The sequence below is a fragment of the Streptomyces sp. NPDC000348 genome (assembly GCF_042898795.1).
Classification (GTDB): domain Bacteria; phylum Actinomycetota; class Actinomycetes; order Streptomycetales; family Streptomycetaceae; genus Streptomyces.
On record NZ_JBIAZD010000009.1, the window covers coordinates 63,509 to 84,808 of the forward strand.

General features: G+C 72.6%; 24 protein-coding genes. 14 read left to right on the forward strand and 10 right to left on the reverse strand.

Going from position 1 to position 21,300, the window contains the following annotated elements:
- Positions 1–27 precede the first annotated feature (27 nt).
- Positions 28–624, reverse strand: a complete 597-nt coding sequence (locus ACFY3N_RS19015; RefSeq protein WP_390817848.1) for a CGNR zinc finger domain-containing protein — start codon at positions 622–624, stop codon at positions 28–30.
- 95 nt (positions 625–719) lie between these two features.
- On the opposite strand from ACFY3N_RS19015, the gene ACFY3N_RS19020 reads away from it, so the two are divergent.
- Positions 720–1,508, forward strand: coding sequence for an MBL fold metallo-hydrolase (locus ACFY3N_RS19020; protein WP_390817849.1), 789 nt, complete (start codon positions 720–722; stop codon positions 1,506–1,508).
- A 155-nt stretch (positions 1,509–1,663) separates the two neighbouring features.
- On the opposite strand, the gene ACFY3N_RS19025 is transcribed toward ACFY3N_RS19020, so the two are convergent.
- On the reverse strand, positions 1,664–1,948 hold the full coding sequence (locus tag ACFY3N_RS19025; RefSeq protein WP_390817850.1) for a GlsB/YeaQ/YmgE family stress response membrane protein: 285 nt from the start codon (positions 1,946–1,948) through the stop codon (positions 1,664–1,666).
- Between the two features lie 276 nt (positions 1,949–2,224).
- Here ACFY3N_RS19025 and ACFY3N_RS19030 point away from each other — a divergent pair, with 276 nt between their 5' ends.
- The 7 genes from ACFY3N_RS19030 to ACFY3N_RS19060 all read left to right on the forward strand — a co-directional run bounded on the left by ACFY3N_RS19030 (position 2,225) and on the right by ACFY3N_RS19060 (position 8,716).
- The gene (locus tag ACFY3N_RS19030) at positions 2,225–3,094 is read left to right on the forward strand and encodes a hypothetical protein (RefSeq protein WP_390817851.1); all 870 of its coding nucleotides are present in this window, start codon (positions 2,225–2,227) and stop codon (positions 3,092–3,094) included.
- Between the two features lie 130 nt (positions 3,095–3,224).
- A complete protein-coding gene (locus ACFY3N_RS19035; RefSeq protein WP_390818083.1) occupies positions 3,225–4,166 on the forward strand; it encodes a Rieske 2Fe-2S domain-containing protein in 942 nt (313 codons plus the stop codon).
- Complete coding sequence (locus ACFY3N_RS19040) at positions 4,150–4,692, forward strand: DUF1360 domain-containing protein (protein WP_390817852.1); 543 nt, start codon at positions 4,150–4,152, stop codon at positions 4,690–4,692. The genes ACFY3N_RS19035 and ACFY3N_RS19040 overlap by 17 nt, the downstream gene beginning before the upstream one ends.
- An 810-nt stretch (positions 4,693–5,502) precedes the next feature.
- Positions 5,503–6,702: a hypothetical protein gene (locus ACFY3N_RS19045; protein ID WP_390817853.1), complete on the forward strand. Its 1,200-nt coding sequence runs from the start codon at positions 5,503–5,505 to the stop codon at positions 6,700–6,702.
- Positions 6,703–6,712: 10 nt separating this feature from the next.
- Complete coding sequence (locus tag ACFY3N_RS19050; protein ID WP_390817854.1) at positions 6,713–7,303, forward strand: hemerythrin domain-containing protein; 591 nt, start codon at positions 6,713–6,715, stop codon at positions 7,301–7,303.
- A 214-nt stretch (positions 7,304–7,517) separates the two neighbouring features.
- Complete coding sequence (locus ACFY3N_RS19055) at positions 7,518–7,910, forward strand: DUF2243 domain-containing protein (RefSeq protein WP_390818084.1); 393 nt, start codon at positions 7,518–7,520, stop codon at positions 7,908–7,910.
- Positions 7,907–8,716 carry a cytochrome c oxidase assembly protein gene (locus tag ACFY3N_RS19060; RefSeq protein ID WP_390817855.1) on the forward strand — a complete coding sequence of 270 codons (810 nt, stop codon included), beginning with the start codon at positions 7,907–7,909 and terminating at the stop codon, positions 8,714–8,716. Before ACFY3N_RS19055 ends, ACFY3N_RS19060 begins: the two co-directional genes overlap by 4 nt.
- A 16-nt stretch (positions 8,717–8,732) precedes the next feature.
- Here the strand turns inward: ACFY3N_RS19060 and ACFY3N_RS19065 are convergent, their stop codons facing one another.
- Entirely contained in the window at positions 8,733–9,266 is a 534-nt protein-coding gene (locus ACFY3N_RS19065; RefSeq protein ID WP_390817856.1) for a hypothetical protein, read from the reverse strand.
- A 136-nt stretch (positions 9,267–9,402) separates the two neighbouring features.
- Here ACFY3N_RS19065 and ACFY3N_RS19070 point away from each other — a divergent pair, with 136 nt between their 5' ends.
- The 3 genes from ACFY3N_RS19070 to ACFY3N_RS19080 are packed head-to-tail and all read left to right on the forward strand — an operon-like array spanning position 9,403 to position 11,807.
- A complete protein-coding gene (locus ACFY3N_RS19070) occupies positions 9,403–9,867 on the forward strand; it encodes a hypothetical protein (RefSeq protein ID WP_390817857.1) in 465 nt (154 codons plus the stop codon).
- Positions 9,864–11,039: a zinc-dependent alcohol dehydrogenase gene (locus tag ACFY3N_RS19075; RefSeq protein WP_390817858.1), complete on the forward strand. Its 1,176-nt coding sequence runs from the start codon at positions 9,864–9,866 to the stop codon at positions 11,037–11,039. The genes ACFY3N_RS19070 and ACFY3N_RS19075 overlap by 4 nt, the downstream gene beginning before the upstream one ends.
- A gap of 9 nt (positions 11,040–11,048) precedes the next feature.
- Positions 11,049–11,807 carry a phosphodiesterase gene (locus ACFY3N_RS19080; protein WP_390817859.1) on the forward strand — a complete coding sequence of 253 codons (759 nt, stop codon included), beginning with the start codon at positions 11,049–11,051 and terminating at the stop codon, positions 11,805–11,807.
- Positions 11,808–11,900: 93 nt separating this feature from the next.
- On the opposite strand, the gene ACFY3N_RS19085 is transcribed toward ACFY3N_RS19080, so the two are convergent.
- The 3 genes from ACFY3N_RS19085 to ACFY3N_RS19095 form a co-directional block, all read right to left on the reverse strand.
- Positions 11,901–12,587, reverse strand: coding sequence for a hemerythrin domain-containing protein (locus ACFY3N_RS19085; RefSeq protein ID WP_390817860.1), 687 nt, complete (start codon positions 12,585–12,587; stop codon positions 11,901–11,903).
- On the reverse strand, positions 12,584–12,745 hold the full coding sequence (locus tag ACFY3N_RS19090) for a hypothetical protein (RefSeq protein ID WP_390817861.1): 162 nt from the start codon (positions 12,743–12,745) through the stop codon (positions 12,584–12,586). Before ACFY3N_RS19090 ends, ACFY3N_RS19085 begins: the two co-directional genes overlap by 4 nt.
- Before the next feature lie 161 nt (positions 12,746–12,906).
- Positions 12,907–13,425, reverse strand: a complete 519-nt coding sequence (locus ACFY3N_RS19095; RefSeq protein ID WP_390817862.1) for an SRPBCC family protein — start codon at positions 13,423–13,425, stop codon at positions 12,907–12,909.
- 215 nt (positions 13,426–13,640) lie between these two features.
- Here ACFY3N_RS19095 and ACFY3N_RS19100 point away from each other — a divergent pair, with 215 nt between their 5' ends.
- On the forward strand, positions 13,641–15,953 hold the full coding sequence (locus ACFY3N_RS19100) for an FdhF/YdeP family oxidoreductase (RefSeq protein WP_390817863.1): 2,313 nt from the start codon (positions 13,641–13,643) through the stop codon (positions 15,951–15,953).
- Positions 15,954–16,226: 273 nt separating this feature from the next.
- Positions 16,227–16,532: a PadR family transcriptional regulator gene (locus tag ACFY3N_RS19105; RefSeq protein ID WP_390817864.1), complete on the forward strand. Its 306-nt coding sequence runs from the start codon at positions 16,227–16,229 to the stop codon at positions 16,530–16,532.
- Between the two features lie 30 nt (positions 16,533–16,562).
- Here ACFY3N_RS19105 and ACFY3N_RS19110 read toward each other — a convergent pair whose 3' ends face one another.
- The gene (locus ACFY3N_RS19110; RefSeq protein WP_390817865.1) at positions 16,563–17,222 is read right to left on the reverse strand and encodes a response regulator; all 660 of its coding nucleotides are present in this window, start codon (positions 17,220–17,222) and stop codon (positions 16,563–16,565) included.
- On the reverse strand, positions 17,219–18,346 hold the full coding sequence (locus ACFY3N_RS19115) for a sensor histidine kinase (protein ID WP_390817866.1): 1,128 nt from the start codon (positions 18,344–18,346) through the stop codon (positions 17,219–17,221). Before ACFY3N_RS19115 ends, ACFY3N_RS19110 begins: the two co-directional genes overlap by 4 nt.
- 230 nt (positions 18,347–18,576) lie before the next feature.
- On the opposite strand from ACFY3N_RS19115, the gene ACFY3N_RS19120 reads away from it, so the two are divergent.
- Entirely contained in the window at positions 18,577–18,951 is a 375-nt protein-coding gene (locus ACFY3N_RS19120; RefSeq protein WP_390817867.1) for a DUF6223 family protein, read from the forward strand.
- A gap of 10 nt (positions 18,952–18,961) precedes the next feature.
- Here the strand turns inward: ACFY3N_RS19120 and ACFY3N_RS19125 are convergent, their stop codons facing one another.
- Both ACFY3N_RS19125 and ACFY3N_RS19130 read right to left on the reverse strand, forming a co-directional pair.
- Positions 18,962–20,236 (reverse strand): APC family permease, encoded by a 1,275-nt coding sequence (locus tag ACFY3N_RS19125; RefSeq protein ID WP_390817868.1) that lies wholly within the window; start codon positions 20,234–20,236, stop codon positions 18,962–18,964.
- Positions 20,237–20,561: 325 nt separating this feature from the next.
- Entirely contained in the window at positions 20,562–21,287 is a 726-nt protein-coding gene (locus ACFY3N_RS19130) for a TetR/AcrR family transcriptional regulator (RefSeq protein ID WP_390817869.1), read from the reverse strand.
- Between the last annotated feature and the right edge of the window lie 13 nt (positions 21,288–21,300).

Here is a 21,300-nt window from a genome sequence, read left to right on the forward strand (position 1 = left end):
CGGTGGGGTGGGCGCGGGCGTCGCCGGTCACTTAGAGGTCCGCCGGGCGCGGGCGGCGCGGGCGCGGTCGCCGCAGCGGGTGGAGCACCAGTGACGTCGACCGTGGGTGCGCAGGAGGAAGCGGTCGCAGGGTGGGGAGCCGCAGGTGGCGAGCAGGCCGGCGTCCGGGCCGGTGAGCAGGTCGGCGGCGTCGGCGGCGAGGGTCGCCAGCGCGTGGCTGACGGCCCGGTCGGTGGGGTGCGCCTGGACGCGGCGCGGTCCCCGCGCTCCGTCCCAGGCGAGCAGGGGAGCGGTGGGCACGGCCGTGAGCGCCTCGTTGACGGCCCGCAGGGACTGTTCGGGCGGCTCGGTGCCGTCGACGCGGGCACCGAACAGGGCCCGCACATGACCGCGCAGCGTGCGCATCCGCCGCGCGCACACCTCGTACAGCCGCACCTCCGGCGCGGTCAGGTCGTGGGCGGCGAGCCAGCGCATGGCGGATTCGGGGGCGGCGAGCAGGTCGTACCCCTGGCCGGCGGGGAGGGTCGCGGCGGTGTCGGCGAAGTCGAGCGAACGGTACCGGTCGGCGCCCGGAGCCGGGGGCAGCGCGGTGGGTGCGGTGTCGGCGAGCACGATCTCTTCCACGCACTCATGGTAACGCTTGCGTTTTTCCGTGACGCCTTCCTATGGTGAGTCACGGAAAAAGCATCTTGCATCCGTGATCGGTCAGGAGAGACCCCATGTCCCAGCACGACGCCGCGCAGCTCCAGGTCCGCACCCTGGGCGGCCCCACCGCCCTCTTCGAGTACGGCGGCCTGCGCTTCCTGACCGACCCGACCTTCGACGGCCCCGGCGACTACCCCTCGCAGGGCCCGACCCTGACCAAGACCACCGCCCCCGGCGTCACCCCGGCCGAACTCGGTCCCGTCGACGTGGTCCTGCTCTCGCACGACGAGCATGCCGACAACCTCGACACGTCCGGACGCGCGCTGCTCGCCGACGTCCCGCTCACCCTCACCACCCCCGGCGGCGGACAGCGGCTGGGAGGCACGGCCAGAGGCCTGGCCGACTGGGAGTCGATCGACCTGGACCGGCCCGACGGAGGCACGGTCACCGTCACCGGTGTCCCCGCCGTCCACGGCCCGGGCTCCCGCGAGGAGACCGAGCCGGTCACCGGCCAGGTCGTCGGCTTCGTCCTCACCGGAGACGGGCTGCCCACGGTCTACGTCAGCGGCGACAACGCCTCACTCGACGCGGTCAGGGAAATCGCCGGGCGCTTCGCCCCGTTGGACACCGCCGTCCTCTTCGCCGGGGCTCCCCGCTTCCCCATGCTCTTCGACGGCGGACCGATCGTCCTCGACAGCGCCCAGGCGGCGGAAGCCGCCCGGATCCTCGGCGCCCGCCACGTCGTCCCCGTCCACCACGACGGCTGGGCCCACTTCACCGAGGGCCGCGACGACCTGGAGGCCGCCTTCACGGCCGCCGGCCTGGCCGACCGCCTGGACCGGAGCTGGGTTCGGCGCGCCTGACGCCGCCGGCGCCGCCCGACGGGGCGGCGCCGGCGGCGTCAGGCGTCCGCCCGGCCGTGCCGTGTCGTGCGTGGGTGCCCCGGTCCTCGGACCGGGGCACCCACGCGGACGTGTTCTTTTGTTCTGCGGCAGGTCGCGCGTCGACCGTCGCACCGTTATGCGTGGGCGTGTCCGCGACGATGTCCGCGGCCGGTGAACAGCCGGTACAGCGCCAGCAGAATGACGGATCCGGCGATGGCCGCGATCCAGGTGGACAGCTCGAAGAAGCCGTCGATCGAGTCGACCCCGAAGATCACCTTGCCGAGGAATCCTCCGAGGAGTCCTCCGGCAATACCGATGAGCATGGTGACGATGATTCCGCCCGGGTCCTTACCCGGCATGAGCGCCTTGGCAATGGCTCCGGCGAGCAGGCCGATGACTATCCACGCGATGATGCCCATTACAGATTCTCCTTGCTGTCGCTTCGTCGTACGTGTGTCCCCGGATCGCTTCTCCTAACTCATCCGTGTGCGGTGGGCATTGACGATCTCTTGATGACGCCCCGTTGGCGGGACGGCGCCGTTCCATGCCGTCGGGGCGAGGCGTCCGAATCAAGCCCCGCATCCCCAACGCCCGCTGAAATAAGGCGTTTTCACGCTTCTCCGAGGGGCACACGGGTCGCCGGTTCACCGCCGCCGAATGGACGGGCGGCAATCGTCGAGGAGATGGGGATCCACATGCGTGGCAGGGGGAAGAAGGCCGTCGCGATCACGGTCGCCGCAGTCATGGGAAGTGTTCTGACGGGGTGTGGGGACGACGACGGGCCGACGGGTGCGAAGGACGGCGCGCCGCCGAGCGCGAGCAGGAGCGACGGGGGCCGGGACCGGAGCACGACGGCGGTGCGAGCGGCCTACGAGAAGACGGCCGAAGCCGAGTCGGCCCGGATGACGATCAGGACGAAGCTCGCCGCGGAGGGCGAGACGGTCACGTCGGACGGCAAGGGCGTCCTCGATCTCGACGAGGGCGACAGCGTCATGACCGTCACCGCGCAGGGCGAGAGCCTCGAGCAACGCGTGGTCGACGAGGTCCTGTACCAGAAGGTGCCGGGCCGGAACGCTCCGGGCGGCAAGCCCTGGGTCAAGATCGACCTGCGGAAGGTCGCCGCCCGGCAGGGCGTGGACAACCAGCGGATCGGCGATCCGGCCCAGACCGCGGCCTATGCCAAAGCGATCACCGACAAGGACGTCACGGAGGTCGGCACCGAGAAGGTCGACGGTGTGAACACCACCCGTTACCGGGTCTCGGTGGACGTGGCCGAACTGCCGGGCGGTGACCGGATGCGCGAGCAGCTCGGCCCGACGCTGCCGATGCAGGTCTGGCTCGACGACGAGGGCCGGCTCCGCCGTCAGCAGGTGGACATGACCGTCAGGGCAGCGGCGTCCGCCTCCGCGAAGCCGGACGACGGCGCTGCGCCGCAGCAGCTCAGGATGAGCACCGTGATGGAGTTCTCGGACTTCGGCACCGAGGTCGATGCCGAGGCCCCGCCCGCCGGGCAGGTGGCCGACGTGACGGACGAGGCCCTCCGGCAGGGCGGCCGGCAGAGCTGAGCGGCGCACCCCGGACGGCGGCCGGGGCGCCCCTGCGCCCCGCAGACCGGCAGGGCCGCCAAAGCCGCTGTTTGCCCCTCGCCCCTCGGGGGACCCTGCGCTCATGGACGAGAAGCCGGGTCGCCGCCGTATGCGGCAGAACCGAGTGCTGCGGCTGCTGGACGCCCTGGAGCGTGACACCAGGGCGGACGCGGTGATCGACGCGCTCGGCAGGGGAGTGCGGGCGCTGCCGCTCGGCCGCGCACGGGACGTGCTCCACGGCAGATGGCTCGGCCATCCGGTGCACCCCTTGATGGTCCAGGTGCCGATCGGCACCTGGATGTCCGCCGCGGTACTCGACCTGCGGCCCGGCCGGTCCCGGGAGGCAGGCCTCCTGGTGGGCGTCGGGCTGGCGGCGGCCGGCCCCGCCGCCCTGGCGGGCGCGGTCGACTGGGCGGAACTTCACCGTCAGCAGATGAGGGTGGGGCTGGTGCACGCGATGGCCAACGTGACGGCCGTGGGTCTGTACGGCGCCTCACTCCTCCTGCGCCTCTCCGGGCGGGCCGGGGCAGGCCGCACGTGCGGCTTCCTCGGTCTGACCGCGGTCGGTCTGGGAGGCATGCTCGGCGGCCACATGGCGTACCGGCAGGCTTCCGGTGCCAACCACGCCGAGGAGGTGCCGCACCTCGTCGGGCGGGGCTGGCACCGGATCGGCACGGTGGACGAGTTCCCCGTCGGCCGCCCCGTGCGGCGCACCGTGGACGACGTGCCGGTCCTGGTGGTGCGCGAGGTCGGTGGAGCGATTCACGTGCTGGCCGAGCGGTGCAGTCATCTGGCGGGACCGCTGTCCGAGGGCACGGTCGCCGACGGGTGCGTCCGGTGTCCCTGGCACGGCAGCGTCTTCCGGCTCTCGGACGGCTGGAACGTCCGCGGCCCCGCCACGGCACCCCAGCCCGCCTTCGACAGCCGCGTCGTCGCCGGGCACGTCGAGGTCGGCCTGCGCCGGGAGGGGCAGGAGACGGTGGGCGGTCGGGAAACGGACGAGCCGCTGACGGGGACAGGACGGGGCAGGGGTCATGAACGCAGCGACTGACGGCCGTTTCGCACCACGTCTCAGGGAACTGCTGCGACGTACCGAACACGCCTACGCGGCGGGGAAAGAGCGCCCGCTGCGTGGTTATGCGGCGGCCATGGCGGCTTTCGGGACGTACACGGTCGGTTGGGCGACGGTGGTGAAGAGGCGTGGGCGTCCCCTGCCGGAGCGGCCCGTGCCCTGGGACGTGGTCCTGACCGCCGTGGCGACGTTCCGGCTGAGCCGGCTGCTGAGCAAGGCGTCGGTGACCAGTCCGCTGAGAGCCCCCTTCACCACGTTCGTCGGCCCGCAGGGGCCGGCCGAACTGCACGAGGAGGCCCGGTCCGACGACCCCAACGCCACGGTCGGCGAGCTGGTGACCTGCCCGTTCTGCGTGAGCGTCTGGGTGGCCTCGACCCTCACGGCCGGACAGTTGCTCTGGCCGCGCGCGACCCGCACCACCATGGGAGCGCTCACCGCGCTGGCCGGCGCGGACGCGCTGCAACTGGCGTACGGCGCGCTGGTGAGCAGGACGACCGGCGAGTGAACCGGCGTGGACGTGGGCTCCGCGGTGCACCGGAGCGGGGAAGAGGCGTGGTGCGGGCCGGAACCCGCGCCTTCTCCGGCGCGCCACCGTACACAGTGCGCCACTGACGCCTGCCGCACAGGCCGGCGAAACCCTCCGCACCGGCCGCGACGACCGGGGCGTCGTCGGACGACGGACGGGGCTTGGGTCATGCCCGGTCATCCTTGTGGCCGCTGGGATCCAGGACGTCGCGCCGCCCGGCGTTCTCCGCCCGGTCCTCCTGGACCGGCTGCGGGTGGTGCAGGTCGGAGGCAGGGGATGCGGAGCGGACTCCGGGCAGGGTGGTGGAGCTGTGGCGATGAGGCGGGCACGGGGCGGCCCACTCCAGGGAAGGCCCGAACCGCCGGGGACCGCCGACCTCGGCCCGCTCGCCGTACTTCGCGGTTCCCGGACGTTGCAGAGGAAGGGCGTGAAGGAGAAGAGCGGCAGCAGTACGGCGCCGGTGGCGCCGACCAGCCGCCTGCGGACCGCCGTCGCGAGCAGGCCGCCGATCAGCCCGTGAGGCCGTACGGCCTCATGCTCCAGCCGTCCGGGGGAGAGGAGCAGGAGTTCGAGGGCTTCCGTCGAGGCACCGACACGTCTCACCGGCGGGCGCGGATCTCCCTTCCCGTTGACCCACCCAGGGGAACAAGGAGGCCTGCGCGCGTGAGCGGTGGCTCAAAAGCACCTGCGGTGAACAGACTGGTGAGCAGATCTGTGCTCGTCGTCTGGATCGGGGTACCTCGGCGACGTGGCGCGCCCCGCAACCCACGCCCGCAGGAGGCACTCCCCATGGCGTTCAATCCACTCGAGCAGCGGGGCATCCCGCTGGACCGCCAGCTGCGCAGCTGGCGTGAGCTGAACGTGGAGCCGATCGACCCGGACCGGTGTGATCCGTACACCCGGTGCCGGATCATCACGATGAACGGGATCGAGGTCGAGGCGATCCTGTTCAGCCACCAGCTCGCCCGGCACACGGCCGACCCGGAGATCAAGCGGCAGCTGGCCCGGGTGCGGTACATCGAGGCACAGCAGCAGAAGGCGGTGAACTGGCTGCTCCCGGGTGTCTCCTCGGTGCTGGAGACGACGATCGCCTACGAGCAGGTCGCCGTGGACCTGACGGCGTGGGTGGCGCGGATGGAGCCGGATCCGTACCTGAGGCAGGCGTACCAGTTCGGGGTGCTGGAGGACTTCGACCACCTGTACCGCTACGCGAACCTGTACGAGATGATCGAGCACCGCAAGGCCGAGTCGATCGTCGACAACCTGACCGAGGTCATGCCGGGCCGTCCCACACGGTTCCACCACCGCGATCCGGTCGACAACGTCCGCGACCCGTACGCCAAGGACCGGACGGACCCGCTGTCGAAGCTGCACGCGCTGACGATCATGTCGGCGGAGCAGCAGACGATGAACTTCTACATGAACACCGGCCCCACCTACATGGAGCCGATCGCCCGGCAGCTGTACCAGGAGATCGGGCTGATCGAGGAGGAGCACGTCACCCACTACGAGTCCCTCGTCGACCCGGGCGAGACGTGGTGGGAGCAGTTGGTCAACCACGAGTACAACGAGTGCTACCTGTACTACTCCTTCATGGAGCAGGAGAGCGACCCGAAGGTGAAGGCGATCTGGGAGCTGCACCTGAACATGGAGCTGGAGCACCTGCACGCCGCCTGCGACCTGATGCGCCGGCACGACGGCCGTGAGCCGCAGGAGGTCCTCGCGCCCGAGCTGCCGAACGTGCTCACCTTCGAGCCGAACAAGCAGTACCTGCGCGAGCTGCTGGACACCCAGATGGACCTGACCACGCTGGGCGCCGGTTACGTGCGCGAGGCGCACGAGCGGTTCGAGCGGATGCAGGAGGCCGTCCACGGCGGGGAGGCGCCGCCGAGCGACCGGGTCATGACCGAGCACGACGAGATGTTCGGCCGTGAGTACCGCGTCCAGACCGAGGGCGAGCACCCCGACCCCGCCATGCGTGAGAAGTAGGGGGATCCGAATGTCCGACCTGCACACCCCGCACGCCGGCGACGATCGTGCCCGGGACGATGACGTGGTCGCCCTGCTGATGCGTCAGCACGGTGACATCCGCAATCTCTTCGACGAGGTCGAGGCCACCACCGGCGATGAGCGGCGCGACGCCTTCCGGCGCCTGGTACGCCTGCTCGCCGTCCACGAGACCGCCGAGGAGGAGGTCGTCCACCCCTTCGTGCGGCGCGCGGTGCCAGGCGGTGAGCAGGTCGTCGAGGACCGGCTCACCGAGGAGCGCGAGGCCAAGGAAACCCTCGCCGTCCTCGACGAGATGGACACCGACGACCCGAAGTTCCTCCCGCGGCTGATGCAGCTGCGCACAGACGTGCAGCTGCACGCCCGGGCGGAGGAGCGCTACGAGTTCACCCACATCCGCCGCAGTGCCGATGCGACCCGCCTGGCTGTCATGGCCAAGGCCATCAAGGCCGCGGAGGCCATGGCACCCACCCGTCCCCACCCAGGAGTCGAATCCGGTGCGGCCAACGTGGCCCTCGGACCGGTCGCCGCCCTGATGGACCGCACGAAGGACACCGTCCGCAGAGCCATGGGGAAGGACTGATCCCCCGATGAGCCCGGGCCGGCCGGACGTCGTCCACGGCACCGGCCGGCCCGGGCTCACGCTCCGCGGGCAGACGGAGAGCGGCAGACGATCCCCTTCGGAAAGGCGGACGCACACCGTGAGGCCCCGTGACCACCGGACGGACACAGACGACACGGGACGGGCCGACCCCCGGCGGTCGCTGCTGGTGTGCGCGGTGATCGGCGCGGCCGTGATGGCGGCCGTGGACGAGATCGTCTTCCACCAGCTCCTGCACTGGCATCACTTCTACGACCGCTCCACCTCCGGTGCGGCTCTGGTCTCCGACGGTCTGCTGCACACCGCGGAGCTGCTGGCGCTGGTCGCCGGCTTCTTCCTCTTCGCGGATCTGCGGCGCCGTCACGCCCTGTCGCCCGCACACGCCCGGGGTGGCTTCCTCCTCGGCCTCGGCGTCTTCCAGGTCTTCGACGGCGTCGTCGACCACAAACTGCTGCGCCTGCACCAGATCCGCTACGGCGTGGACATCACCCCGTACGACTGGGCATGGAATCTGGCGGGCCTCGTCCTGCTCCTGGCCGGCCTGGGTGTCCTCGCCCGGGCCGCGCGACGGGGGCGACGGGCGCCGTGACGGACCGCCCGCCGCCGGCCGTCGTCGCTGCGGCCGTCCTCGTGTGCGGCCTGGTGTGTGCCGCGTATGCCGCGGCCGCCGCCCGGCTGAGACGCCGTGGCGACGCCTGGCCGTGGCGACGGGACTGCGCCTTCGTCGCCGGGGGCGCGGCCCTGGTCTGGGGACTGAGCGGGTGGCTGCCGGGCGGGCCGTTCACCGCCCACTCGGTCCGTCACCTGCTCGTGGCCATGGCCGGCCCCGTCCTGCTCGTCGTCGCACGCCCGCTCACCCTCGCCCTGCGCGTACTGCCGCCGGGCGTGCTCCGCCGAGGGCTGCTGCGCGCGGCGCACTCTCCCTTCGCCGCGTGGCCGCTGTTCCCTCCCGCGGCCGCGGTCGTCGACGTCGGCGGGCTGTGGGTGCTGTACCGCACCGAATTGCTGTCCGCCATGCACCACCGCCCCGCCCTGAGCGGCCTCCTCGATCTGCACATGCTGCTCGCGGGCCTGCTCTTCTCCGCGGCCGTCTGCCAGCTCGATCCCGTACGCCGCCGGTGGAGCCTGCCGCTGCGGGCGACGACGCTGCTTCTGGCGGGGGCGGCCCACGCCGTCCTCGCCAAGAGCGTCTGTGCCACCGGCCCGCCGGGCACCTCCTTCACGACGCACGACCTGTGCTCGGGGGCGCAGGTCATGTACTACGGAGGGGACGCGGTCGAAGCAGTCCTGGCACTGATCCTCGCCGTCCAGTGGTACGCGGCCACCGGCCGCCGCCGGGCGGGGAACGCCGACCCAGGACGCCGGGCGGGAGGGCCCCACCTCGTGACCCGCTGAGGTCCTCGTGCGGCGTTCACCGCCCCGGGGCCCGACCACGGGGCAGGGGCCCCACGTCCGCGTGGCGGCCGGGACGCATCGCGGCGTGGCGCTGCCCCGGGCCGGGGCCCGTACGGGCGGCCAGGGCGTCGGCGACGGCTCCCGTGGCGAAGGCGTACACCGTCTTGTGCACCAGGTCGGTCACGAGTTCGCCGCGGGGCCAGGTGGAGGGAGGGGCGCCGACTCCGGTGGCGTTCTCCAGGATCTGGTCGCTGGTGAGGCGTACGACGGCGAACTGCGCCGACGGCCACCCTCCGCGCAGCCCGGCGTGCGCCATCACCGACCTCAGGACGCCGAGGAGGGCGCCCTGCCCGACGTGCATGGCCAGGTTGACCAGGAGGGGCTGGCGGCCCGGGCGCTCCGGCAGGCCGCTCAGCCGTTCCAGGGTCCGTGCGGGCACATGGGAGTCGGGACGACCGGTGAGCCGTTGCTCCGCCTTCTCTCCCAGGGTCATCACCAGCACCCCGGCCGTGCCGGCGACCAACCCCTGCCACAGTGCGCTTTTCACCATGCGGCCCGAGTACCCGCACCGGCCGCCCTCATCTCGGCAGGTGGATTCCGGTGCCTCCGGTCGCCGCCGTTTCGCTTCGACCGCCGGGGAAACCCGGCGCACCACGGTGAGGGCCGGTTCGAGTGGGAGGCACCCCATGAAAAGGGCGTGGTGGATGGTCCCGGTCGTCGCTGCCGGCGTCGCGGCGGCGCGGAAGGCCGGGGCGGCGCGTCACGGCGACGACCGGGCGGGCGACCGATGGCTCACGGTGACGGTCAACCGCCCGACGGCGGACGTACGGCAGGACGGGAAGCTGCCCGACGCCCTTCAGCGCCTCGCGGAGGAGATCGACGTGCGGGTGCGTCCGGCACCGGGCGACCGCGGCACGGAGCTGGCGGTCCGGCGCAAGGAGCCGACGCCCGCCCGGTCGTCCTCCGCACCCGCACGGCTGGCCGGGAAGGATCCACGACAGGAGATCCGGCTTGCCCTGCGCGAGGCCAAGGCCGTTCTGGAAGCCGGGGAGGTACTGCGCCCCGACACCCCGCCGACGACCCGGACCACACCGGGCGGCAGGCTGGTGGGACTGCTCAGCCGCCGGTCCGGCGGGGAGGGAGTGCTGTGAAGGCCCTGTGCTGGGAAGGCGTGAACAAACTCTCCGTCGAGCAGGTCCCGGACCCGGAACTGCGCAACGACCAGGACGTCATCGTGCGGCTGATCGCGGGCACGACCTGCGGTTCCGACCTGCACCTCATCGGCGGCTACATCCCGGCGATGCGTGCCGGGGACGTGATCGGCCACGAGTTCGTCGGGGAGGTCGTGGAGACCGGTCCCGGTGTGCGCCGGCACAAGGTGGGCGACCGGGTCGTCGTCTGCTCGTTCGTGGGCTGCGGGCGGTGCTGGTACTGCGCGAACGACCTGTGGTCCCTGTGCGACAACACCAACACCAACCCCGGCGTCGGCCAGGCGCTGTTCGGTTACGAGACCGCCGGCATCTTCGGCTACTCGCACGCGATGGGCGGCCTGCGCGGCAGCCACGCCGAATACGTGCGCGTCCCCTTCGCCGACTACGGTGCCTTCCCCGTCCCCGAGGGCATCGACGACACCAGCGCCCTGTTCGTCTCGGACTCCGTGCCCACCGGGTGGATGGGCGCCGACCTCGCCGGCGTCAAGCCCGGCGACGTGGTGGCGGTCTGGGGCTGCGGGGCCGTCGGGCAGATGGCCGCGAGGGCGGCGATCCTGCTCGGCGCGGAACGGGTCGTCTCCATCGACCGCATCCCCGAGCGGCTGGCGATGACCGAGCAGTGCATCGGCTCGGAGACCATCGACTACACCACCACGGACGTCGCCGCCGAGCTGCGCGAACGCACCGGCGGACGGGGCCCCGACGTATGCATCGAAGCGGTCGGGATGGAAGCACACGGTGACGGTCCGATGCACCTGTACGACCAGGCCAAGCAGCAGCTCCGGCTGCAGACGGACAGGCCGACCGCCGTGCGCCAGGCCATCCACGCATGCCGCAAGGCCGGCACGGTGTTCATCCTGGGGGTGTTCGCGGGCGCCGTCGACAAGTTTCCGCTCGGCGCCGTCATCAACAAGGGGCTCACCGTACGCGGCGCCCAGATGCACGGACAGCGCTACATCCCCATGCTCCTGGAGCGGCTCGCCGCCGGCGAGATCGAGACGGCCCACCTGGCGACCCACACCCTCTCGCTCGACCAGGCACCCACGGCGTACGACATGTTCAAGCACAAGACCGACGGCTGTGTGCGCGTCGTCATCCGCCCCGGGTACTGAGGAGTCCTCGTGACGCTCGACGCGGCCGCTCACCGCGCCGCCGACCGGCTGGCCCGGTTGCGTGCGGCACCGGCCCTGCACCCCCACGGGGTACTGTGCTCGGGCACCCTGGACGTGACCGGCCGCACCGGCGCGGAGTGGGGCGTGCCGTGGCTGGACCGGCCCCGCTCCTGCCCGGCGACCGTGCGGTGGTCCCGCGCGCTGGGCCTGCCCCGCCGCCTGCCGGACGCCCTGGGGCTGGCCGTCCGGGTCACGGACGCCGACGACTCGGGCAACGAGCTGGACCTGCTGTTCACGTCGAGCGGCTCCGGCCGGCTCGGCCGCCATCTGCCCCTCCCGCGGCCCGACGCCCTGACCGGGCCGTACTCCACCCTGCTCTCCTACCGGGTGGGTGATCGCGAACGCGTACTGGCGGCCTTCCCCGTCCCCGACCCGGACGCCCCTCCACAGGCCGTCCGGCCGACACTGTGGCAGGAGCTGGCCCGCCGGCCCGTCCGCTTCGACCTGCGCGCGGCGGCGTCCGGCGAATCCTGGCGCACCTTCGCCTCGCTGTCCCTCGAGGAGGCGCACGCCGTCTCCGCCACCACCACCCTGTCCTACGACCCCTACGCCCACAGTCTGCCAGGCCTGCGTCCCACCCGACGCCTGAGCCGCCTGCGCGACGCCGCGTACTCCGGCTCCCGCCACGGACGCGGCGCGGGCGGCGGCCGCGACGGGCGGCCGGTGTCTCCCCGGACGGGCCGGCCGGGACCGTCGCTCCGGGAGTGAGCGGGGACGACGGCCGGCACTTCGGCAACCCCGCGGACCAGGTGGTTCCCGGAGCCCGACGGGGCTCCGGGAACCACGGACGCCTGCTTCACCTCAGGCGCATGCCCGACGACGGGCGGAGCGGACCAGCGGCACGACGGCTCCCGCGGCCACGACCGCGCCGGTGACCGTCAAGGAAACGCGGCGGGTACGGGAGCCGGTGCCCGGCGCGAGATCGCGCAGGCGGTCGAGGACGCTGAGGGGGACTCCTCGCAGGGCGTTGCCCGGCGGGCGCCGGGGAACGCCGGGATGGGGGCGGGTCGGAGCGGTCGCCCGTACGGCTTCCCACGCGGCGCCGATGCGCCGCAGCCTGCGGTCGTCGAAGGCGTCCCGCAGGTGGGGCAGCAACTCGTCCTCCTCATCGCGAATGTCCTCACGGATGAGAGCGAACGCCTGCCGGATCCACTCGGCGCGCCGGGGATCGTCCGGGGACCGCTCGACCCGCGCGATCAGCTCGTTGATCGCCTGGTGCTCCGCTTCGACCCGGCGGGTGAGATCTTCGCCGTCGGGGGCCACCCGTCGAAGGATCGGCCACAGAACGGTCTCCTCGGCGAAGGCGTGGCTGAACACCAGCTGGACGATGTCCTGCCAGAGGTCGTCCAGTTCGTCTTCCCCGACGTCCTCGGCCCGACAGCGGCTGATCATCGTGTCGAGTCGAGCGTGATCCCGGCGCTGGCGCATCAGGATGCTGTCACTTCCCCCGAGCGCGTCAGCGCTCTGACGACTGATCGAGACGGTCATCGTCGCTCACGCTCTGCGGACGTGTCCACCGCGTCGGCGTCGTCGTCCTGCGCGCCGGCGCTGTCGGCCTGCTGTCCTTCTTCCTCGGGAGGGACGTCCTTCTCACCCGTGACCTGCTCCAGCGGATGGGACGCGTCGTTGTCGTGAGGGGTGCTCATGATGTCTCCTTCTTCGGTTCCGACCGCCGGGTCCCCCGGAAGAGCATGAGCTCACAGTCGGGCCCGCGCCTCTTGCGGAGCCGAAGGCGCGACCTGCCGCGCCGACCGTAGGTCGTGCCGCCGGCCGTGCCGACGCCCGTGCCGTGCCGCAGCGGGTGCGTTCAGCCGACGGGCCACCCGGCGACCCGGCTCCTGGGCGGGTTCGGCTCCAGAGGCTGGACCTGACCGTGGTGAATGACGCCCCGCCAAGCGCCGCATTCCTGCCCGAGCCCCTCGATGAACTCCTTGAAACGGCCGAGTTCGGCCCGGACCGCACGGGGCGTCGCCCCGGCCCGGTCCACGATGCGGCCCCTGACTCCGCGCGACTCCCCCCGCATGCGTACGACGACCCGGGTACGGTCCGGGGCCAGACTCCGGAACGACACCTCGCCCCGATGACCGGCCTGCCGGCCGAGGCCGCGCCACGCGATCAGGGAGTCCGGCCGCTGCTCCAGGATCTCCGCCGTGAACTCGTGACGCACCGGGCCCACGCCGATCACCCAGCGCGTGAGGTTGGGCCGGAGCTGCTCGACCTCCTTCACCATGCGCATGAAGCGGGGGAAGGTCTTGAACTGCGTCCACTGGTTGTAGGCGGTGTGGACGGGAACCGCGACGTCGACCGCCTCTTCGAAGAACTTCATGGCTGCTGCACACATGGCCCCGCCTGTCGTTGGGCACCGCTCCCCCCAGTGTCACCGGCCGTCCGGGGATCCGCCACCAGGTGGTCCGGCGCGGCCTTCCCAGCGCCGGACCGCACGCCCCCGGCCCCCGGCGGACGTCAACGAAGATCATGTGGCCGCCTCCGGGCGGGGGCGTGAGACTGGGAGGACCCGAGCGTCCGGTGAGAGGGAGTCCGATGCCGAAGCGGCCCGACGACGGTTCCAAGGATCCGCTCACCGTGACACCGCCCAAGAAGTGGGCGGCGGGAGTGCCGGCGGTGGCGCACGCACTGGGGTACTCACTCGCGCGGACCTCCCCCCTGCGCACCGGGGAAACACTGCTGACGATCAACCAGGTGGACGGCATCGACTGCCCCGGCTGCGCCTGGGCCGACCCGTCCCCGGGACACCGGCACCGCAACGAGTACTGCGAGAACGGCGCCAAGCACATCAACGACGAGGCGACCACGCGGCGCATCACGTCCGACTTCTTCCGCAGGCACCCGGTCCCCGACCTCGCCCGACGGTCCGACATGTGGCTGAACGAGCAGGGACGGCTCACGGAACCGATGGTCAAGCGGCCCGGCTCCGACACCTACGAGCCGATCAGCTGGCACGACGCCTTCGGACTGCTCTCCGCGGAGCTCACCTCCCTCGACTCACCCGACGAGGCGGTCTTCTACACCTCGGGCCGGGCCGGCAACGAGGCCGCCTTCGTGCTCCAGCTCTTCGCCAGGGCGTTCGGCACCAACAACCTGCCCGACTGCAGCAACATGTGCCACGAGTCCAGCGGCTTCGCCCTGCACGAGACCCTGGGCACCGGCAAGGGAACGGTCAGCCTGGAGGACATCCACCACGCCGACCTGATCTTCCTGGTGGGACAGAACCCCGCGTCGAACCACCCCCGGCAGCTCTCCGCGCTGGAACAGGCCAAACGGAACGGCGCCCGTATCATCGCGGTGAATCCGCTGCCCGAGGCCGGACTGCTGCGGTTCAAGAACCCGCAGAAGGCGCGCGGGGTGATCGGGCACGGCACCCGGATCGCCGACCGGTTCCTGCACATCCGCGGCGGCGGGGACCTGGCGCTGTTCCAGGGCCTGAACCGGCTGCTGCTGGAGGCCGAGGACGCCCGGCCCGGCACCGCCTTGGACCACGACTTCATCCGCACGCACACCCATGGGTTCGAGGACTTCGCACGCCACGCCCGCACCGTCGAGTGGGACGACGTCCTCAGGGCGACCGGTCTGACCCGCGGGGAGATCGAGCAGGTCCGTGACGACGTGCTGCGCAGCGAACGCGTCATCGTCTGCTGGGCCATGGGAGTGACCCAGCACAAGCACGGGGTTCCCACCGTCCGGGAGATCGTGAACTTCCTGATGCTGCGCGGAAATCTCGGCAGGGCGGGCGCCGGGGCCTGCCCCGTGCGCGGGCACAGCAATGTGCAGGGCGACCGGACGATGGGTGTCTGGGAGCAGATGCCCGACTCCTTCCTGGACGCCCTGCAGAGGGAGTTCGGCTTCGATCCGCCCCGGGCCCACGGGCTGGACTCGGTGAACGCGATCAAGGCGATGCGCGAGGGCCGCGTCAAGGTCTTCCTCGCCCTGGCCGGCAACTTCGTCCGGGCGGCACCCGACAGCGAGGTCACCGAGGAGGCGATGCGCTCGTGCCGGCTGACCGCCCACATCTCCACCAAGCTCAACCGTTCGCACACCGTCTGCGGCGACACCGCGCTGATCCTGCCGACCCTGGGACGCACCGAGCGTGACGTCCAGGCCGGCGGCGAGCAGTTCGTCACCGTGGAGAATTCGATGAGCGAGGTGCACACCTCACGCGGACGGCTGAGGCCGGCCTCCCCGCTGCTGCTCAGCGAGGTCGCCATCGTGTGCCGGCTCGCCCGCCGCACGCTCGACGGTACGGGGAACATCCCGTGGAAGGAGTTCGAGGCCGACTACGGGGAGATCCGGGACCGTGTCTCCCGCATCGTCCCGGGACTGCACGACTTCAACCGGCGCGTGGTGCGTCCCGGCGGCATCAGGCTGCCCAACGCGGTCAACGAGGGCGTGTTCCACACCCCGGTCGGCAAGGCACGCTTCACCTGCAACGCCTGGGACATGCCCCGCGTCCCCGAGGGGCACCTGCTGCTGCAGACCCTGCGCTCGCACGACCAGTGGAACACCGTCCCCTACACGGCCGACGACCGCTACCGGGGCATCCACGGCAGCCGCCGCGTCGTACTCGTCGACCGCGGCGACCTGACCGGACTGGGTCTCGGCGAAGGGGACCGCGTCGACCTGGTCAGCGTGTGGACGGACGGCACCGAGCGGCGCGCGGAAGGCTTCCAGGTCGTCGCGTACCCCGTCAAGCCCGGCTCCGCCGCCGCGTACTACCCCGAGACCAACGTCCTGGTGCCGCTCGACAGCGTGGCCGAAACCAGTAACCAGCCCGCGTACAAGGGCATCGTCGTCCGCCTGGAGCCCGCCGCCGACGGACACGCCCCGGCATCGGACTGAGATGCGGGCCGGACAGCGGCAGCCCGCCGTTTCGCCGCTGTCCTTCGCGCTGCCCCGGCTGCCGCGCCCGGGGTGGTGCCGGCCCACGGCGGGCCTGCCGTCGCGGACCGGCTGAAAGGCCGGCACCGGCCGTTCGCGGGTGGACACTCCGGCGAGGCGGGCGACGACCGTCGCACGTCCTTCCGGGAAGGGCTCGGGGAAGGCCTGCGCCTGTCGCGGCGGCGTAGAATCGGCAGCCGATATCGGTTTCGGCACTGTCGGAGGTGGACCGGGGTGCGGGAGTTCCAGCGGGGCGCGGTGCGGCTGCACATCCTGCACCACGCGGCCGAGGAGGAGATCCACGGCGCGTGGATGACCGGGGAACTGGCCCGCCACGGCTACCGGATCAGCCCCGGCACGCTGTACCCGGCACTGCACCGGCTGGAGGCCGACGGGCTGCTGGTCTCCGAGCATCGGGTGGTCGACGGCCGCACCCGGCGCGTCTACCGGGCGACCGAGGCCGGGAGGCAGGCCCTGGCGGAGGACCGGCGGGCGCTGAGGGAGCTGGCCCGCGAGGTCCTGGACGACGAGGCGCCGTAGGGCGCCGGTCCGGTCGACGGCGCGCGGGGGTCAGGAGGTGCGCGGGGTCACCAGGCCGGATTCGTAGGCGAGGACCACGAGCTGGGCGCGGTCGCGGGCGTGGAGCTTGGCCATGGCCCGGTTGATGTGGGTCTTGGCGGTCGACGGGCTGATCACCAGACGATCGGCGATCTCGTCGTTGGACAGGCCCTGTGCGGCCAGGGCGACCGTCTCGCGTTCGCGGCCGGTCAGCTCCTCCAGCCCGCTGCCGCGGGCGGGCGGCGGCTGGGCGACGTACCGGTCGATGAGCCTGCGGGTGACGGCGGGCGCGAGCAGGGCGTCGCCGCGGGCGGCGACGCGTACGGCGTGCAGGAAGTCCTCCGGCAGGACGTCCTTGACGAGGAAGCCGGCGGCGCCGGCGCGCAGCGCCCGGAAGACGTACTCGTCCATGCCGTAGTTGGTCAGCATGACGACGTGCACGCCGGTCAGGGCCGGGTCCGCGGCGATGCGCCGGGTCGCTTCGATGCCGTCCACGACGGGCATCCGGATGTCGATGAGAGCGACGTCGGGCAGGTGCTCCCTGACGAGCATCACGCCCTCCTGCCCGTCGGCGGCCTCGGCCACCACCTCGATGTCGTCCTCGAGGTCGAGCAGCGCGCGGAAGCCGCTGCGGATGAGCGGCTGGTCGTCGACCAGCAGGACACGGATCACAGGGCTCCGTTCAGGGGGAGTTCGGCCCGGACGGTGAAGCCGCCCGCGCCGTGCGGCTCGGCGTGCAGCCGGCCGCCCAGGGCCGTGACGCGTTCGCGCATGCCGAGCAGCCCGAGGCCGGGCGCCGGCGCGGGGTGCGAGGTGGCCGTCCCGTTGTCGTCGACGCGGACGACGAGGGCATCCGGCCGGCAGTCGACGCGCACGGAGACGGCGGTGGCGGCGGCGTGCCGGGCGACGTTGGTGAGCGCCTCCTGAACGATCCGGTAAGCGGTGCGGCTCACCGCGGCCGGCACGGCGTGCGGATGTCCTTCGACCGTCAGCGTCGTCTCCGGGCCGGTCGTCCGGAACCGTTTCACCAGGTCGGGGAGGTGGTCGAGGCCGTGCGGCGGGGCGGTGCCGTCGTCGCGCAGCGCCTCGAGGGTCGTGCGCAGTTCCCGGCTCGCCTCCCGGCCGGCTTCCTGGATCGCCAGCAGGGCCTCCGGCACCTGCTCGCCCCGCCGTCGGGCCACGTGGACCGCGACCTCGGACTGCACCTTGATGACGGAGATCTGGTGGGTGAGCGAGTCGTGCAGCTCCCGCGCGATGCGCAGCCGCTCCTCGTCGGCCCGGCGTCGCGCGGTCTCCTCGCGGGAGCGCTCGGCTTCCTCCGCCCGCCGCTCGGCCTGCCGCACCGCCTCCCCGGCGGCGAAGGCGGCGATCAGCCAGGCGATCTCCAGGGTGTTCCGGGCCTGCGCCAGGGCCTCGAGCGCGGGCCCGTCGTGAAAGACCAGGGCCGTGAGGTGGAGCACGGCCAGCAGACCCACGGAGGCGGCCAGCGTGACGGCACGGCGCCCGGCGCGCACCGCGCCGTAGACCGCCACCAGGTACGAGACGGCGAGCACCGCGAAGCCGGCCCCCAGGCAGACCACCGCGCACACCCCGGTGACGGCCAGGACCAGGAGCGGCGCCCGGCGGCGCGCGGCCAGCGCCAGCCCGCCGGCCGCCAGCAGCGTGGAGCCGAGCAGCTCGCGGCCCCCGGCCGGGTGCGGCCCGGACAGCCCGGTGCCCAGCAGCAGCGCCGCCACGCCCACGGCGACGGCCCAGTCGGTGACCCCGGCCGGGACAGCGAACCGTCCTTTGTCCATGGGGGCACCGTAGCCGGATGCGGTCGCGGGCGGGTCCGGCTCACGGACGAGCGGTCGGCTACCGCGTGCGCGGTACCACCGGGCCGTCCGCCGCATCCGCGGTATCCGGATACCGCGGATGCGGCAGCGGAAAGTGCCCGCATCCGCCGGACGACCGACCGGGGGGTCCGGCTCGCATGCTCGAGGCACATCGAAGCTCGCGATCGGCGACGGAGAAGGAGGAGAGCGGCATGAGTGCTTCAGCAGCGCTGACGGCGGCAGCCGAGGGCGGGATCATCGGCGACGGGCGGACCGGGGCCAACCTCGCCCTCGTGGTGGGGCTGCTCGGTCTGGGAATCGGCCGGCTGGCCCTGACTCGCGCCGGTGGCCGGATCGGCACCGGCAACGCGCGCGTCGGCGGGATGTCGGCCGTCGCGGCGGGGACGGCCGGCACGGCCCTCGCGGTGCTGCACCTGGCCACCGCCGGTGGCGGTCCCGGCACCGGCAACGGACTGGTCGGCGCCATCGTGGCCGTTCCGCTGGGGCTGGGCGCCGTGCTGCTCGGCCGCCGGGCGCTGACCCGGCACCACCGCGCCGGCCGGTCCGCCGACCGGACGCCCGCCTGACCCCACCGGGTCACGGCGTGCGTGCGGCCACCGCACGCCGGACCCCGTGGGCGGCGGCACCGAGGGCCAGGACCGCTGCGCCCCAGATCACCGAGGACGCCGGGAGGGCGAACGCCAGGGCGAGGCAGCCGGCCAGCCCGACGGCCGGGACGACCCGTGGCGGGCGGCCCTCCTCGGGGGTGAGGGTCCAGGCGGAGGCGTTGGCGACGGCGTAGTACGCGAGCACGCCGAAGGAGGAGAACCCGATCGCCCCGCGCACATCGGCCGTCGCCGCGACCACCGCCACCACCACGCCGACGACGAGCTCGGCCCGGTGCGGCACCTTGAACCTCGGGTGGACCGCCGCCAGGGCGTGCGGCAGGTGCCGGTCGCGGGCCATGGCCAGCGTGGTGCGGGAGACGCCGAGGATCAGGGCGAGCAGCGAACCGAGGGCGGCCACGGCGGCACCGACGCGCACGACCGGTACGAGCCAGTCGGCGCCCGCCGCCCTGGCCGCGTCCGACAGCGGCGCGGCGGCCTCCGCCAGTCCCCGCGGACCCAGCACCGTCAGGACGGCGACGGCGACGACGGCGTAGACGACCAGGGTGATGCCGAGCGCGATCGGGACGGCCCGGGGGATGGTGCGGGCGGGGTCGCGGATCTCCTCTCCCAGGGTCGCGATGCGCGCGTATCCCGCGAACGCGAAGAACAGCAGGCCCGCCGCCTGGAGCACCCCGCCGAAGGACGCGTCGTCCCCGACGTCGAGCCGGGCCGCGTCCGAGGCCGGGGAGGTGAGCGCGGCGACCACCACGGCGGCGAGGACCGACAGGACCACGGCCACGACGCCCCGGGTCAGCAGGGCGGACTTCTGCACGCCCGCGTAGTTCACCGCGGTCAGCGCCACCACCGCCGCGACCGCGACGGCGTGGGCCTGGCCCGGCCACACGTACGAGCCGACGGTGAGTGCCATCGCCGCGCAGGAGGCGGTCTTGCCCACCACGAACGCCCAGCCCGCCAGGTAGCCCCAGAAGACGCCGAGACGTTCACGGCCGTAGACGTAGGTGCCGCCCGACGCCGGATAGCGGGCCGCGAGCCGCGCCGAGGAGGTGGCGTTGCAATAGGCGACCACCGCGGCGAGCGCCAGGCCGACCAGCAACCCGGAACCGGCCGACCGTGCGGCCGGGGCGAGCGCGGCGAAGATCCCCGCGCCGATCATCGACCCCAGACCGATCACCACGGCATCGGACACTCCGAGCCGACGGTTCAGCTCGTCCGGCGTCCCGGCGGCGGTCGACGGCTTGCTCATGGCACACTCCCTCGGCGGCACGGCCGCAGACGTTACGTACTCCGATATCGGAAGACGATACGTGAGCCCCGGTCCGGTCACCGGCCCGTGTCCCGGGCCATGGACGCACGCTTGCACCCGTGCCCTGTGCGGTGATGGCTCGTCGGGCCGAACACGGGGTGAACACACAGGACCGGACGGGACACGGTCCTCGCGACGGCCGCCGTGTCAGCCCCCGGCCCTCGCCGCGAGCGCGATCCCCGCACCTGCTCGGACTTTCCTTCCCGTCCTCGCCGCCCCGTGCTGCCGCGAGGGACTCCTCCGCCGCACCGCACGGGACACGGTCCTACCGGGGCGACGCCACACCGGGATCGGCTTGACCGCGGCCCTGTACCGGTTGCCGGAAGTGGTCCGGTTCCTGGTGCCGCGTTTCCCGGGGGACGTGGTCGCCGAGCCCCTTGCCGTCGGTGGTGACGGCACGGGCGAGGCGGTCCAGGTGGGCGTGGGTGGCGGCGAGCAGATCGAGGGTGCCGCCGCTGAGGACCCACTGCAACTGGAGGCCGTCGCTGATGGCGATGCAGTCGCGGGCGATGGCCGTGCAGTCGGTTTCCGGCCGGAACTCCCCGCTCTCCACAGCGAGTTGAAACCGGTTGGCGAGGCCTTCGATGGCGTTGTCGTAGCGTTCGGCGAAGAGCTTGTGGGCCGGACCGGAGGTGTTGGCGGCCTCGGCCGAGACGAGGACGAAGAGTTCCATGAGGCCCGGCTCGGCGAGCTGGCGCTCGGTCAGGTCCAGGAGTCTGCGCAGTACGTCGAGGCCGGAGGCTTCGGTTCCGGTCTCGTCGATCCACTGGGCGGCGGTGACGATACGGCGTTCGACGACGGCGAGCAGCAGATGCTTCTTGGAGGGGAAGTGGTGGAGCAGTCCCCCCTCGGTGATGCCGACATCGGCGGCGATGCGCGCCATCGCGGTCCGGTGGTAGCCGCCCTTGGCGAAATGCCGGGTGGCGGCCTTCAGGATCGCCTCCCGCCGGGCGATCCCGACGCGGTAACTACCTGATGAGCGCCTGGGCATGTACGTCACCGTA